This window comes from Rhizobium sp. 05L419, from assembly GCF_056397845.1.
Genome location: NZ_JBFTOF010000038.1, coordinates 1 through 14,700, shown reverse-complemented (window position 1 = coordinate 14,700; position 14,700 = coordinate 1). Strand labels below are relative to the sequence as shown.

The 14,700-nt window shown below is 59.3% G+C and carries 15 protein-coding genes; 5 read left to right on the top strand and 10 right to left on the bottom strand.

Annotated elements, in window-relative coordinates:
- Positions 1–47 precede the first annotated feature (47 nt).
- The 4 genes from AC1DMK_RS28720 to AC1DMK_RS28705 are packed head-to-tail and all read left to right on the top strand — an operon-like array spanning position 48 to position 3,011.
- Entirely contained in the window at positions 48–491 is a 444-nt protein-coding gene (locus tag AC1DMK_RS28720) for a pseudoazurin (RefSeq protein WP_037066046.1), read from the top strand.
- Positions 492–548: 57 nt separating this feature from the next.
- Positions 549–1,076 (top strand): YcnI family copper-binding membrane protein, encoded by a 528-nt coding sequence (locus tag AC1DMK_RS28715; RefSeq protein WP_477863722.1) that lies wholly within the window; start codon positions 549–551, stop codon positions 1,074–1,076.
- A gap of 17 nt (positions 1,077–1,093) precedes the next feature.
- Positions 1,094–2,683: a copper resistance CopC/CopD family protein gene (locus AC1DMK_RS28710; RefSeq protein ID WP_477863721.1), complete on the top strand. Its 1,590-nt coding sequence runs from the start codon at positions 1,094–1,096 to the stop codon at positions 2,681–2,683.
- Entirely contained in the window at positions 2,661–3,011 is a 351-nt protein-coding gene (locus tag AC1DMK_RS28705; RefSeq protein ID WP_477863720.1) for a hypothetical protein, read from the top strand. The genes AC1DMK_RS28710 and AC1DMK_RS28705 overlap by 23 nt, the downstream gene beginning before the upstream one ends.
- Positions 3,012–3,202: 191 nt before the next feature.
- On the opposite strand, the gene AC1DMK_RS28700 is transcribed toward AC1DMK_RS28705, so the two are convergent.
- The 8 genes from AC1DMK_RS28700 to AC1DMK_RS28665 are packed head-to-tail and all read right to left on the bottom strand — an operon-like array spanning position 3,203 to position 12,230.
- Positions 3,203–3,370 carry a hypothetical protein gene (locus AC1DMK_RS28700; protein WP_477863719.1) on the bottom strand — a complete coding sequence of 56 codons (168 nt, stop codon included), beginning with the start codon at positions 3,368–3,370 and terminating at the stop codon, positions 3,203–3,205.
- 12 nt (positions 3,371–3,382) lie between these two features.
- Positions 3,383–4,387 carry an FAD:protein FMN transferase gene (locus AC1DMK_RS28695; protein ID WP_477863718.1) on the bottom strand — a complete coding sequence of 335 codons (1,005 nt, stop codon included), beginning with the start codon at positions 4,385–4,387 and terminating at the stop codon, positions 3,383–3,385.
- Positions 4,380–4,916 carry a nitrous oxide reductase accessory protein NosL gene (locus AC1DMK_RS28690; protein WP_477863717.1) on the bottom strand — a complete coding sequence of 179 codons (537 nt, stop codon included), beginning with the start codon at positions 4,914–4,916 and terminating at the stop codon, positions 4,380–4,382. The genes AC1DMK_RS28695 and AC1DMK_RS28690 overlap by 8 nt, the downstream gene beginning before the upstream one ends.
- The gene (locus tag AC1DMK_RS28685; protein WP_477863716.1) at positions 4,913–5,740 is read right to left on the bottom strand and encodes an ABC transporter permease subunit; all 828 of its coding nucleotides are present in this window, start codon (positions 5,738–5,740) and stop codon (positions 4,913–4,915) included. The genes AC1DMK_RS28690 and AC1DMK_RS28685 overlap by 4 nt, the downstream gene beginning before the upstream one ends.
- Complete coding sequence (locus AC1DMK_RS28680) at positions 5,737–6,654, bottom strand: ABC transporter ATP-binding protein (protein ID WP_477863715.1); 918 nt, start codon at positions 6,652–6,654, stop codon at positions 5,737–5,739. The genes AC1DMK_RS28685 and AC1DMK_RS28680 overlap by 4 nt, the downstream gene beginning before the upstream one ends.
- Positions 6,651–8,021, bottom strand: a complete 1,371-nt coding sequence (locus AC1DMK_RS28675; RefSeq protein WP_477863714.1) for a nitrous oxide reductase family maturation protein NosD — start codon at positions 8,019–8,021, stop codon at positions 6,651–6,653. The genes AC1DMK_RS28680 and AC1DMK_RS28675 overlap by 4 nt, the downstream gene beginning before the upstream one ends.
- Positions 8,021–9,931 carry a TAT-dependent nitrous-oxide reductase gene (nosZ, locus tag AC1DMK_RS28670; protein ID WP_477863713.1) on the bottom strand — a complete coding sequence of 637 codons (1,911 nt, stop codon included), beginning with the start codon at positions 9,929–9,931 and terminating at the stop codon, positions 8,021–8,023. The genes AC1DMK_RS28675 and nosZ overlap by 1 nt, the downstream gene beginning before the upstream one ends.
- 22 nt (positions 9,932–9,953) lie before the next feature.
- Positions 9,954–12,230 (bottom strand): 4Fe-4S binding protein, encoded by a 2,277-nt coding sequence (locus AC1DMK_RS28665; protein WP_477863712.1) that lies wholly within the window; start codon positions 12,228–12,230, stop codon positions 9,954–9,956.
- A gap of 140 nt (positions 12,231–12,370) precedes the next feature.
- Between AC1DMK_RS28665 and AC1DMK_RS28660 the strand changes: the two genes are divergently transcribed.
- Complete coding sequence (locus AC1DMK_RS28660; RefSeq protein ID WP_477863711.1) at positions 12,371–13,201, top strand: ferritin-like domain-containing protein; 831 nt, start codon at positions 12,371–12,373, stop codon at positions 13,199–13,201.
- A gap of 20 nt (positions 13,202–13,221) precedes the next feature.
- Here AC1DMK_RS28660 and AC1DMK_RS28655 read toward each other — a convergent pair whose 3' ends face one another.
- Both AC1DMK_RS28655 and AC1DMK_RS28650 read right to left on the bottom strand, forming a co-directional pair.
- Positions 13,222–13,383 (bottom strand): twin-arginine translocase TatA/TatE family subunit, encoded by a 162-nt coding sequence (locus AC1DMK_RS28655; RefSeq protein ID WP_477863710.1) that lies wholly within the window; start codon positions 13,381–13,383, stop codon positions 13,222–13,224.
- A 774-nt stretch (positions 13,384–14,157) separates the two neighbouring features.
- Positions 14,158–14,700 (bottom strand): cytochrome c1 (locus AC1DMK_RS28650; RefSeq protein WP_477863709.1); only part of this gene is annotated, 543 nt, incomplete at its 5' end.

Sequence of the window (14,700 nt, the reverse complement as noted above, 5' to 3'; positions counted from 1 at the left end):
AAACGTTCCAGAGGCCAAGACGGCCTCGAAGAACAGGAGATATGCAAATGCGTTTGAAGTACGGTCTGATTGCTGCAACGGCAGCCTTGATTGCTTCGACGGCGCCGTTGATGGCCGCTGACCACCAGGTTCAAATGCTCAACAAGGGCACTGCCGGTGCAATGGTATTCGAACCGAGTTTCGTCAAGATCGCTCCCGGTGACACGATCACCTTCGTTCCAACGGACAAGAGCCATAACGTCGAGACTTTCAAGGGTCTAATCCCGGACGGCGCTTCTGAGTTCAAGTCGAAGGCCAGCGAACAGTACCAGGCCAAGTTCGACGTGCCTGGCGCCTACGTCGTGAAATGCACGCCGCACGCTGGCATGGGCATGGTCGCTTTGATCCAAGTCGGCGACGCGCCTGCAAACCTCGAGGCCATCAAGACGGCCAAGGTTCCGAACATGGTGCGCAAGCGGCTTGACGCCGATCTCGCGCAGCTCGCCCAGTAACTTAACTCGTAGCGGGCGGCGCCTGAAACGAGCGCCGGTCCGCGACGGAGAAGACTCATGATCAAGCAAGTCTCACTAGCGGTCGTGGCGGGCTTATTCGCTGTTGGCGCTGCCCACGCACACGCTACGCTGGAGCAAAGCCAGGGCATCTCCGGCAAAGCCTACAAGGCCGTGGTTCGCATTGGACATGGTTGCGAAGGCAAGCCAACGATCAAGGTTCGTGTGAAGGTACCCGAGGGTCTTGTCTCGGCGAAACCGATGCCGAAACCCGGCTGGACCGAAGAGAAGGTCAAGCAGGCATATGAAAAGAGCTACGATCTTTATGGAAAGCCCGTGAAGGAAGGCGTCACCGAGATCGTGTGGACCGGCGGCAGCCTCGCCGACGACGAGTACGACGAATTCATCTTCCGCGGGACGGTCGCAAAGGAGATTCCCGCGGGAACCCGGATCTACGTTCCGGTCGTTCAGGAATGCACCGACGGGGCTTCCGAACGTTGGATCGAAATCCCTGCAGCGGGCAAGACGTCCGATGACTATGAAGCCCCTGCTCCCTACTTCGACGTGGTCGAGCAGCCGCGCTCTTAAAATGCGAGTAGTCGCCCATGTGCTACAAGCTTCAAAACTGGGCGACGTTGCTCCTTCAACCTGCAGGTCTCCTGCTTGTCATGGCAATGGGCATTCTCGTCCCAGTGAGCGCGCATGCCCATGCCGTTCTTGTCAGTTCGTCACCAGCTAGGGATGAGACCGTCAAGACGTCCCCCTCCGTCGTCAGGCTTCAGTTCAATGAGCCTGTAAGAGTGATCAGGGTCGCGGCCAGAAGCGCGGATGGCGGCAGCCAGAACCTGATCGCGGACACCACCGGCACGGCCGTAACATTCCATCTTCAAAATCCAGTTGGCCGCGGCTCTGTGATCGTTAGCTACCGCGTCGAGTCCGAAGACGGACATCCGGTCGGCGGTTCGCTCGTTTTTCATGTCGGCACGGCGTCGCCGGCGTCCCCGGATGTCACCGTAGCCGCAACGTCCGGTCTGAACGTCGCCATATGGCTCGTCCATATCGCAACGATACTCTATCTGGCGGTTTTCGTTGGGGGCGCGCTGTTCCATCGTTGGCTCGATCCTGGCCACGCACGACCTGTACGATCCTTCGCGACGCTGGCCCCCGGCGGTCTTCTTCTAGTGACGGGCCTCTACCTGCAGGGCCTGGACGAATTGGGCATGGGTCTCACGTTGCGTGGGATTGAACCCCTCAAAGACGCCGCGCACGGCAACGCGTTGACCGCAGCAGGCCTCGCCTTTCTTTCAATCGTCCTTGTATCGCTTCCTCTCGCTGCGAACCGTCGAGGCTATCTCATCACCGCAGTCCTCGCGATGGCCGCCGCGTCAACGGCCTTCACGTTCACGGGTCACTGCAACGTTGTCGAACCTCGCTGGCTGGCCAGGACGTGCATATTCCTTCATGGAGCGGCCATGCTGTTCTGGATTGGCAGTTTGATGCCATTGTGGCGGCTCAGCAGAACGCGGTTCACCAAGCGCCCCCTTCTGGGGTTCTCGCGGGCGATTCCGGTACCTTTCGTTCTCATGCTTGCAGCAGGCGCAACTCTTGCATTCATCGAGCTGCCCGAAATCTCGCAGATGCTTTCTTCGCTTTACGGTCAGGTCCTGACTGTCAAAATCGCGCTCGTAGGGATCCTCTGCATCCTCGCAGGATACAATCGCTTCTGGCTCACAAAGCCAGCGCTTGCGGGGAGCCGGACCGCCCGAACGCATCTTCGACGCAGCATTGGCTGTGAGATTGCATTGGCGATCGCGATCGTCGGCGCAGCTTCCCTCTGGCGCTTTGCCGGACCGGCCCAGGCGGCCGTGGATGAACCAGCCATTTCGCTTCATCTCCATTCGGACAAGCTCATGGCGCAACTAGAGCTTGGTCGCGATCCCGCCGGAGTGGCCCACGCAAGGGTGGTAGTCATGGGTCCTGATTTCGGACCGATCGGGCCGCGCTCGGTGCTGCTTCGACTGATGAATCCGGAGGCCGGCATCGAGCCGATCAAATACGACCTGCAAAAGGCGCCCGCAGGCGGCTGGGAAGGAACTGTTCTGGCTCTTGGTGATCCAGCAGGCTGGAATGTGGACGTCGAAGTCCAAATCGACGACTTTACATCGACGCGCCTTGAAGGCCACCTATCAAAATAGTATTTCGTTGGCGTTAAACGGCATTAAACTTAATGACTGGATATTATTCTTAGATAACGGCCGCTTTTCTGCGATTCAGGCCATCGCAACTTCCATCGGCGAGGAATTTCGAAAGACATCTATGTTCGTACTTGCAATACTTGAAGAGGGCCAGGAAAGAAACTTTCGGACGTCCGATATCAAGCTGGAGAATGGTCACATACTCGCCGTCGTGGGCTCGACGGAACATCGGTTTCCCGTGCGCGACGTCATCAATCTCGTTGTGATCGAGCACATCGAAGAATTCACGCCGGCGACCTCAGCCGTTCGAAGCGCCGCGGTGAACTAGAGGGGCTGCAACAAATTTCTGTGCTAGGCGGCCTCGCTTTTTTCGTGTGCAGTACACCAGATATCGTAGGCGTAAGTGCGGCGGCAGCCGCATGTGCTGACGTCGCGAAATCCCCAACTGAAGCGTTAGTTTTGCGACTGAATTTTGCAGCGTCGCAAAACCAACTTTCCGCAGATCTCCGCTGCCGACGATTAGGCGCCGGGTGCATCGAAGGCGAAGTCTTCGATGGGTATCCCTGTCCAGACCTCGAGCACTTCGATCCAGGCAAGGTCGGCGCGACGCGTCAGCATCGCGACGAAAACCGTCCTTGCCCAGCCGTTGGCCGGTTTCGCAAACGTGCCAAAGGATTGGCGCGTCACCACACGCGCTCTTTAGGCCGAGCGGCCAAGTTTTTGACGGCTCCCGGTCAAATCGATCAGGTCTACGGAAGCGTCGGGATACCCTGCAAGCACTTGCCGGATCGAGGCGACGTCCATCAGATTGAAAGCCGTTGATAGCGCGTCGGCTGTGACGGCGTTGTCGGCTATCACGCTAACGCGTCGATAGCGCCCTGGTGTGGCACCAGCCCTTGGATGAAGGATGTGCCCGAAGCTTCCAGCCTGGTCGAACACAAATCCGGCAGAACTCGACGTAGCGACGGCGCGGTTGACGATCGAAAGCACTGCATCGGGCTCCCCGCTGTCTTCGGTGGTCGCCAATCCGATCCGCCAGGGTTCTCCTCCTTGCTGGGTGCCAATGGTACGCTCTTCGCCCATGTCCACCAAGCTGCTTTCGACGCCAGCGTCGCGCAGTATCTCGACGAGCCGATCGGTGACGAATCCTTGTGCCACTCCATTAAGGGTGATGGCCATTCCCGGACGCGTGAACGCCACGCGGCCCGATCCAAACTTCACACCGCCGAACCCGACGCGCTCCAGGCGATCCCTTAGAACCGTCGCGTCGGGCCCTTGCTCATCGGCGTCGGCTTTCGCAAAATGATCCCGGTAAAGCTCCCACACGGGCTGTACGGTCGGATCGAAAAGGCCGCCAGTCGATTCCCAGAACCCGAAGCACGTATCGAGCAACGCCAGCATTTCCAGTTCTGGCGCGGCAATGCCGCCTGCCCGGTTCAATTCGACGAGGTCCGAATCGTCGCGGTAGAGGCTGAACATCCTCTCCAGTCGCGCGACTTCCGCCACGACCAACTCTATCAGTCGATGAGCCCTGGCCGGGTTGTGGTCGTTCAGTATCAACTTTGCTGGTGCGCCCAGCGCTTGGCCGCTCCATATGACGGCCGACGGAGCGGACCTGGCCAAGCTGCTGGAATAAAGCAGGGGCAGCCCGGCCACGGCTGCGACGATTCCTATTGCACGCCGTCTGGTCACCAACTTAGCCATCAGTTCCGCTCCTCGCGTTTGCTGGGGCATCTGACGGTGTCGCCAGAACGTCGCTGTCTTCGATTTCGTCTAAAATCAGCACTCGGCCGCCATTCTTATGCGCAAAGGCCTCGGCATCCGCACGCACCGAGAAAGGAACTGTCTCGGGAGCGCCCATGCCACCATGAACGTTGCTTCCCACGACGTAGAACGCCCGTTTGGCGTCTATCCAATTCTGACTGCCCGGATTTTCCCAACTCGAGGCATTGCTCATGTCCGAGACGTAGATCGCTGCCAAATCCTTCGGTTCCTCGGGAAGTCTCGTGAAGGCGACGGCGTCGCGTGACGAGCTGAACCAGACGGCCTTGCCCCCGCCCCTGAGGATGATCTGACCCTTCGGGCCAGGGTGTTCGAGGACGTTCATTCCGCAAAAGTGGTCCACGGCTTCAGATGTAAGTTCCAGCGGCTTTGGCACTGTCGTTTCAGCCTTCTCGCATCCGGCGAGAAACAACGCCGAAAGCATGAATGACATGGCGATAGAGCGGGTCATAGTTCTCTCCTGGAGAAACGAGCTATTGCGAGCGAAAGAGGAATGGCGGCCCACAGCAAAAGGGAAACAACCAGCAACTGAGGCGTTAGCAATGAGCCGGCGGCGACGCCCGACATTGCCGACACTGATCCCGCCGCTTCTGATCCGAGGTTGAGCAGCCTATAGGCATCAGTCGGATTCGCCATGAGCAGGGCGCTTAGCAAGCCCGGCGAAAACCCTTCTCCCTTCGTGGAGACCAAGGCACCGAGCAGTCCCATGTCGTAGATGATCACGAAAAACAGCCAGATCCCCAGGGCGATCCCGCCCGCCGTACTCCGCTGGCTGACAGAGGCGCTGACGAGGTATCCGATGGCGGTGAAAACCGCGCCTAGCAGTATGGAGGAGCCGATCATGCAGGCGAACGAGGTCCAGCTACTTGCGCTGACCGGAGCTCCCGCAGCAATCAGCGCGGCGCCGGCCGCGCCGTAGCCTACCAAGGTCGCGACAGAGAGGATAAGTGTGTGGCCGATGAACTTTCCGAGGACGATCTGCCTGCGCCCGATGGGATAGCTCAAGAGGAGAAGCAGCGTGCCGCGCTCCATCTCGCCGACGATGGCGTCATGCGCAAGGAGCAGTGCAATTAGCGGGATTAGGAAGATCGTCAGGCTTGCAAGACTGACGATGACGATATCCAGGCGGCCGGCGCCGACGTTTCCCGTAGGCGCGCTTCCAAGGAACGACAACGTCAACGCCAATGAGGCGAGAAGCAACGTCACCGCAAGGACCCATCGGTTTCTCAGGCCCTCCTGAATCTCCTTGCGCGCAATGATCAGGATGTTGTTCATGGCCGTTGCCCTTGAGTTCGAAGAAAGTGTGCATAGACGTCGTCGAGCGTGGGCTCGATAATTGTCATGCTGGTCAGCGCGGCTGGATCCGATGTCACGGCCGAGAGGACCGCTATCTTGTCCCTGTGGTCGACCTCAGCTTCCAGAAATTTGTCCTTTCTCTCAAACCACTTGACCGAGCCGTTCGACCACGGACTCGTCTTGGACGCGCTGCTCGGCTTGAATCTTATGTGAGTTGGAAGGCAGGCGATCTGGCGCAGCTCGTCGAGCGAGCCGTCGGCAATCTTGTGGCCACGGTTTACGATGACGACGCGCTCGGCCCTCTCTTCCAATTCGCTGAGCGCATGGGAAGAAAGCAACACGGTCGTTCCTCTTTGCTTGAACTCAAGGATGAGGTCGTAGAAGCTTCGCCGGAGCGCCGGATCCAAACCGCTTGTCGGCTCGTCCAGGAGGAGAAGGCGAGGTTCGCCCAAAAGCGCCTGGGCCAATCCTAACCGTTGTCGCATCCCCTTCGAATAGGTTCTCACCGGCCGGTCGACGGCGCTTTTGGCTAGCCCGACCTGATCGAACAGTTTCTGGCATTGATCGAAGGGTACGCGCTTCAGTCTGGCATAGAAGGACAGGATCTCCCGGCCGGTCAGAGCCAGGTGAAACGAGACGCTTTCGGGCAGATATCCGACTTGCCTGCGGACGCTGAGGTTTCCCGATACCGGATCCTCTCCCAGTACCCGCACAGTGCCGTTCGTGGGCCGAATGAGGCCCAGGATTGCCTTGATCAGGGTCGTCTTGCCCGCGCCGTTGTGGCCGACGAGCGCTACCAGTTCGCCTTCGTCCAGAGCAAACGAAATGTCTTCGATCGCCGCCACGTCTGCGTAGCGTTTAGACACGTTGTTCAGAGAAATTGTCGACGTCATCGCGTACCGTCCTTCGGGGAAAGAGGAGCCATCAGCGGCTTGCTGTCGATCACGCCACCAGGGAGTAGAGAGGGAAACTGCGCCTGCGCCCAGCGAATGATCTGTACCGCGGGGCTTGTTGTGAGAACTTTGGCTTGCGGCGCGGTCCAAAGCACGGTGTCGATTATGTCATTGGGACGATAGGGACCGTCGCCTAGACCGTCGCCATTGAGGTCGAACGATGGGTTGTCGCTCCAGTAGTTTCCTCGGCCTTTCTTTGACCAGTCGAGGTAGCGGGAACCGACGTATTTGACCTGGTTCCGATTGCCGACGAAGGAGTTCCCGGTGATTTCGTTCCCCTCGGAGCCGGCGGTGAAGTGAATGCCGATGGCGCAGTTTTGAAAGAGGTTGTCCTCCAGCACGTTGCGATTGGCGTTGTAGATGAATACGCACTTTTCCGGTCCAAGCATCTGCTCGCCCCCTACGGGGCGGGCGTCTCCTGCGGGCATATCGGCGGTGTCGGCTCTGGTGCCCCCCATCGTCCACCTTTCGGATGGCTGGAGGCGGCCGACGACCTTGTTGCGTCGAACCGTCGAACCGTTGGCGAAATTGAGAAGCAGGCCGTGATCGCGGTCGCCGTCGGACACGTTGTCCGTAATCGTCAGCCGGCTGGAAAACATGATTGCGTAGCCGACAATATTTCCCTCGGACACGTTCCCGGTAATCACGCTGTCGTTCGTGTACATGTAGTGTACGGCAAACCGGAGATTGCTGAATCGATTTCCCTTGAAGACGTTGTGCTTGCTAGCGTTCGTCGAGATGCCGTCCTTGCCGAAACTTATCCTGTTGTCGACGATTTGGGCGCCTGGGGCGTTCCACAGCGAGACGCCATTTCCTGCCTCGCTCATGCGGCCGGCGGTGAGCCCCTTGATCTCATTGCGCCGTGCGACAGAGTCGGCTGCTCCGTGGAGATAGACTCCGTTCAAGTTTCCGACGATCAAGTTGTCCTCGACCACCGCGCCCGTGGCCGATTGGGCTACAAAGATGCCGGAATCAAGCGCCGCCAGATCGAATCCCGATCCCTTTACAGTGAGACCTCGAACCACGGTGTTGGGGGCAGTCACAGTGATGACGCTGCCCGTCTCGTGCCCGACAACGACCACTCCAGGCACCCCCTCCAGGGTGACGGTCTTTCTGATCACAAGCGGACCAGGATACGTGCCTGGGGCGAGCTTAATGGTGTCGCCGTCGGAAGACGCATCTAGAACGTGTTGGAGCGTGGCTGCGTTGGGCGGTCCGACCTGAAGTTCGCCAGCGTTCGCGCGCGCCGGTATGGCGGTCGAAACGAACGCCATACCGAAGATCAATATTTTGCCAAGGGAAGGCATCACGCCGCCTTGGGCTCGACGAACATGCGGCCCTGCATTTCCATGTGCATGGCGTGGCAGAACCACGAGCAATAGAACCAGTAGACGCCGGCCTTGTCGGCGGTGAAGGTGACCGAAGCCGTCGCTTGAGGAGCGACCTCCATCTGGATGCCGTAGTTCACGATGGAGAAGCCGTGGGTCAGGTCTTCAACATCGTCGATGTTCGTGACGTAGACCGTGACCTCGTCGCCCTCCTTGACCGAGAAGGACTCCAGTCCAAACGCCGGCGCCGCCGAAGTCATGTAGACGCGGACCTTGTCTCCATCGCGGATTACATTGGAATCAGACAACAGATCGATGTTGTCCTTCTTGGCCTGCGCGACCGCATCCGCGAAGAAAACATCATCCCGGCTCCACGTGCTGACCGGATTGATTTTCGAAGAGTGCACGATGGTTGCGTCGTGGGGTTCGGCAAAAGTCGGGTTGTCGTGGACGAGAACCATCTTGTCGCCGGAGATGTCGATAAGCTGATCGTTCTCCGGTTTCAAAGGGCCAACGTTGAGATAGCGGTCCTTGGAGAACTTGTTTAGCGATATGAGCCACTTCCCGTCCGCATCCTTCGTCTGGCCCATCGAAGTATGGTTATGACCAGGTTGGTACTGAACATCGAGTTTCTGGCGGATCGGATCGACCTTCTCCCCCTTGAAGGCCCGAATGGCGTCTTCGATGTTCCATTTGCAGATCTGGCTGTCGATAAACAGCGTCGTGTAGGCGTTACCCCGGCCGTCGTATGCGGTGTGAAGCGGCCCCAAACCGAGTTGAGGTTCGGCCACGACCGTGTCGCGCGGCTTGATCTTGTCGTCAAACAAGTCGTCGAACTTGCGGACGTCGAAGACGGTTACGGTGGGGGACAGCTTTCCGTTGGCGACGACGTGGATACCGTCTGGCGCGGTGTTGATTCCGTGCGGGCTGTTGGATACCGGAATGTAGCGGGTAAACGCCGAGCCATGGCGGCCGTCGAGAACTGGAACGCCGCCGATCTCCTTGAATTCGCCCTTGGCGACCGCGTCCTCGATCCGCTTGAGATTGAAGACGACGACCCAGTCCTGGTCCTTCGCCATCGTCTCCGGAAGGTTCACGCCCTCTTCCGAGTTGTAGCACGTCGCAAAGCAATACTTGCCCTGATAGTCGGCGTCGACGTTGTCGAGGTTGCCGTCGACGATGATCTGCCAGGCGACCTCCATCGTTTCGCCGTCGACCGCCGTGAAGACGGCATGATACTGCTTCGGGTCGTCCAGGACCTTCCCGTCGTTCGGGATCGGAACGCGGTCTTCACCGTTGCAGAAGACGTAACCGGTCTTCGGGTACTTCTGCACGCGCAGACCGTGAACGGTGTGCTGGTTGGGAAGTTCGATGATCTTGTCGCACTTCATCACGTCGAGACGGATCCTGCAGACACGTGTATTCGCCTTGTCGTTCGCAAAGAGATAGCGACCGTCATAGGTCCCGTCGGTGAAGGAAGGATGGGGGTGATGCAGGTCGCCGTTGTGGTGGACGCCACCACGCTTCGCGAGGAATTCGCGGGTTTGCGGAAGAAGGCCCTCGGTCAGAACTTTGCGGCTTTCGTTTGTGAGGCCCCAGCCGGTTGCGCTGCAGCGATTGTAGACCGGGATGCGCATCAGTTCTCTCATCGAGGGAAGGCCGACGACGCGGATCTCACCGGACTGTCCCCCGGATACGAAGACATAGTATTCGTCCAGTTCGCCCGGCCTGACCTCGTGATCGAGTCCTTCGGCGCCAGCGGGCGTCGCCGTGGCTCCCGAAAGCGTCAACGCCCCGCCCACGCCGGTCACGCCGGCTGCCGCTGCGAACGCCGTGGTTCCTAACAGTTGCCGCCGATTGAACAGCGGGTGTTTTTCTTCTTTTGTCATTGCCTTCTCCTTGGTGAACATGTCAGGCCGGATGGTCCGACGAGGTCTCTGTTTTCTTGATAGGGGCGCCCCTGTAGGTCACTTCGACCTTCTGCTTCTTCGCTGGTGTTTCGCCCCTCGATTCAGGCGTCGAAAGCGCCATGAATTTCTCGCGCTTGAGCCGCACCTGGATCATGTGCGGGCAGCGCTGGTCGTCCTGGTAAAGTTCTTGGCAGTGCATGCAGTAGATGCATTCATTGACGTTGATCTGCCCTTCCGGATGGATTGCCTGAACGGGACACTCCTTGGAGCAGCGCTGACAAGGAGAGCCGCATTCCGGCCACCGCTTGAGCCATTCGAACATCCTGATCCGACCGGGTATGGCCAGCGCCGCACCCAGCGGACACAGGTACCTGCAATAGAAACGTTCGACGAAGAGGCCTGCGACAAGCAGGAAGAACGCAAACAGTACGAAGGGCCACTGGCGCGCGAACTTAAGAATGATCGCCGTCTTGAATGGCTCGATCTCAGAGAGTTGCTCTGCCAGAGCCGTCGAGTAGAACGAGACACCGAACAACCCGAGGAAGATGATGTACTTCACGGGCCAGAGGCGTTCGTGGAGGCCCCACGGCAGCTTTACCTGGGGAACACCAAGCTTCTTGGCCAAGTTGTTTGTGAGTTCTTGCAACGCGCCGAAGGGGCATAGCCACCCGCAGAACGGCCCCCTCCCCCAGAACAGGAGTGCCGCGGCCCCCGCGGCCCAAAGCAGAAATATCAAAGGTGCGGCCAGGAAGAACTGCCAGTTGAAACCCGATACGACCGCATTCGCGAAGGTCAGGACGTTGACGACGGAAAGCTGCGCGTTCGCATACCAGCCAAGCCAGAAAAGCGTGAACAGAAGGAACCCCGTGCGGACGTACCCGAACAGCTTGGGCCGGCGCACCAGCCAGTCCTGGAAGAAGAAGATCGCGGTCAACGTGAGTATGGCGGCTAGTGTAACGGCGATCTTCGTCCTGCTTGCCTGCCAGATCGTGATCCAAAGCTGATTGTCAATATCGCTTCCAGCGGCCTCGACGGGCGCATCCTGAGGCGGCGCCGCAGTTGCTGGTGGCTGCGTCTGGTTCACCCGGTCGGTCTTCACGTAGATGTCCGGCAGCGAGTATCCGACGTTGTAAGGTAGCACCGCCTTTTGAGCGCCCATCGTGCGCTGGACCAGTAGCTGAAGCTCGAAAGGCGCCGTCACATCGAAGGTGAAGTCCTTTGGCACCTGGAAAAGAGCGATTTCGCGTAGCTTCGGCGCCCCGGCGGCCGCGAGCGTTGGAATGCGCGTATGGTCATGATCGTGGAAACGGACGCCTTGACCGTCTTGAAGAAGTTCGATCCTGTCGAAGATTCCGCCTCTGACGTAGCCCRAGCCCTTGAACGAGTAGGCTCCGTCTCCCGCGACCAAAATCGCCGATTGGTCGGGTTTCAACCGGCTGCGCAGCCGGTCGTAAAGGGCGTCGCCCAGAAGGCTTCGGCCGATGACTGGAACGCTGACTGGGGCGACGTAGAAATCGATAAACCGTTCAGTATCCGGTGTCGTCTCTGGATTGTTTGCGGCCGCATCCTGCTTGGCTGCCCGGAACGCATCCGAAACCTCCCCGACGGTCAGGCGGAGGCTTCGGATGGAGCCGTCCCCGATAAGCGTCTGCCAGTCCTGGACGCCGGATTTCGTATTATCAACGCTCCTTATTTCAGCCGTGGCCGGCGTTTTGGCGGCTTGCTGTGTGTCCAGCCGGTGTGAGCGGATAAGTTTGACTGCCGAGCGAACGACGCTGTCGCCCATGACCAGGACCGTCACAGTGGCACCGCTGACGATGTCGACCTGGGGCGGACGGTCGACGCCCGCGGCGACTCTTCCTAGATCCTTGCCAATGATCGAATTGAGCGCCGCGACCACGCGACTTTGCGGAATCCCGATCAGCACGATCGGCTCCTTGTGGTCTACAAGCTTGATTCCGCTGACGACACCCGCGGACGTGATGCCGACCACAATATGTATGGGCTTGCCGGAGTAGCCGGTCGACGCCGTAAAATCTGAATTCAGGTAAGCGTAGCCGAGTGGCACCCCTTTTCGAAGAACTGGCGCAATTGGCGGCTCCCCTTGCAGCGGGCCAAAGGAGTCCGCGCCCGTGAAAAGCTCGGACGGCTGAACTTTCTGGAGATAGCTCGAAAGCTGGTCGCCTGCGTTCGCGGCAAACGGCGCAAACAACGCGACCAACGATACAAACAGTGCCCAGACCCACGATCGAATGAGGAGAGTTGAAGGTGATGGCATGTCCCAGCGCGTCCCGTCGTTGGCGGTCAAGGTCGGGACAATAGTCGCCGGGCAGCAGACACTCTTTGATGCTCGTCAAACTCGAACCTGATCGTTCTGATATCCGTAGGCATCGAAATGGTGCCCGACCGGAGGACAAGATGACGAACCTGAAAAAAGAACCAGCGTCGATCAATTCGATTGCAGAGCTGCTCGCCACGGCGAAGGCCATGGAACTTGAGGCAATCGAGAGCTACGAAGCGTTGGCGCAGCAGATGATGAAGGCGAAGAAGCCGGAGCTCGTGTCAGTATTTCAAAAGCTCGCCGCCGAGGAACGTCAACACCTCGCGTCCGTGGAGGACTGGCGCGATCAGATCGAGGTCGCCAGAAAAGGTGTGCCCGTCGTCTCGGAGGAAGTGTTTGACGAGGAAGGGATGGATCTAGCGGACCCCGAACTCGTCTCCGCCTACCGAGCCTTCTCCGTGGCAGTGCGCAACGAAGAGCGCGCGTTCCTGTTCTGGACATACATCTCCGCACACGCTCCCACCGGGCAAATCGCCCAAGCTGCAGAGCGCATGGCGAGAGAGGAACTGGGGCACATGTCGACCCTCCGCCGCGAGCGCCGGCTCGCCTTCCACGCGGAGAGGCAGATGAGTGCCGAGAGGGCCATCTCAATTGCGCGCATTGAACAATTGCTTGAACTCAGTCTTCAGCGGCTGGTCGAGCACGACGGTCCAAACTCGGAGAAGTTGGCCACTCTCGCGCAGCAGGCACGGAAGCGCGCCATGATGTTGGGGAACCGCACGCTGGACTTCGATCGTCCCGCGAACCTCGCGAGCATGTCGGCCACGGCATTGACGGAAATCCTGCTGGACTATCACCTGGTCGAGGCCGAGCGTTCAAGAGACGAACAGGACCGAATTCGGGCACAGCTATTTGCGGGCCAGCTCGTTGCCACCCTTGTGGCCCTGCGGCAAGGAACGGCGAGATAGGACTTCTGCCGCCTTAGGCGTCAACTGCGAGAGGTGTCGTCCTTCTCGTCTTCAACGCCCTTTTTGAATTCGCGAATGCCATGGGCGAGATCGCCCATCAACTCAGGGATCTTGCCCTTCCCGAAGAACAACAAGACCACCACTAGAACTATCAGCCAATGCCATGCGCTGAATGAACCCATGTCTAAAACTCCACTACCGTTTTGCCTGTACCCCACTCTCTTGGCGGGGTCGAAAGTGGCCTCACCTTAGCGAGGTGCGCACACAGCTCATTGAGGTAGCGCAATCAAGACGACGCTTCCGAAGATCAAGAGTTGAGGCTATGTTTGGTCGCCGCGAACACGCGGCCCGTGTGTCCGAGGCGGCATCTCCTCCAACCCAGCCCAGGCGCCGCCTTGGATGTAGTGGCATGTCTTCAATGCCATCCGCCTGATGTCGGGTGGTCGCAGGCGCAACCGCTGCCGTAGCTTCCGCCACTGCCGCCGCCGCTGGATCCGCAACCAGGCCGCGACGCTGTGGTGGTCGGACATGCCACTTGGACTTTGACGACCTCCTCGGCCTGAATCCCGCAGGAAGTGGCGAAATCTGCGGAATTGCTTCGATCGTCAGCACAGCTCGAACTGGCCGGACTGACTTCGTAATGGTAACAGGCGGCGTGCGCGGACATGCCCCCCCAAAAGCACGGCCGCTATCAAAATGGTCGAGTTCCTCATACCTTCCTCGGTATAAGCCTCACCGGGCTGAACGGAAATTCTCGCGGGGAAGTGCGAGCCCACTGTCTGCGTCAACGCAAACATCAGCGCGAATACCTCGCCAGCGTCGCCGAGTTAACAGCAAGGCAACGACCGCATCCCGGCAGTTGCCGGCCATGGACGTCGGATACCTGCGCGACTTTTAGCGCGCAGGTGGCTGACGCCGAAGCCGGCAGGTAGTCCGCGCCTGCGAAGGCTGTCCCCTCAATCAGGCGTCTCGGACTGCATCTTCGCTCCGTAAACCGAACGCTTGGTCAGGTAGATCAGTCCGGTGAAGATTGACAGGAAGATCATGACCATGGAGCCGGTCCGCTTGCGCTCCTCAAGATGCGGCTCGGCAGCCCACATGAGGAACGCGGAAACGTCCTTGGCGTACTGATCGACCGTCGCCGGAGCGCCGTCGTCATACGTCACCTGACCGTCGGAGAGCGGCTTCGGCATTGCAAGGGCGGCAGCATGCGCAAAGTACGGGTTGTAGTAGGCACCTTCCGCCACCTGGACACCCGCTGGCGGCTCCTGATCGTAACCGGTCATTAGCGAGTAGATGTAGTCAGGACCACCTTCCTGATAACCACCGACGAACGGGATCATGTCGATCACGAACTGCGGGAAACCACGCTCGACTTCGCGTGCCTTGGCGATCAGCGAAAAGTCGGGCGGAGCCGCGCCGTTGTTGGAAGCGGCGGCCGCTTCGGCGTTGGGGAACGGCGACGGGAAATAGTCGGATGGAACAGCCTTGCGGCTGTA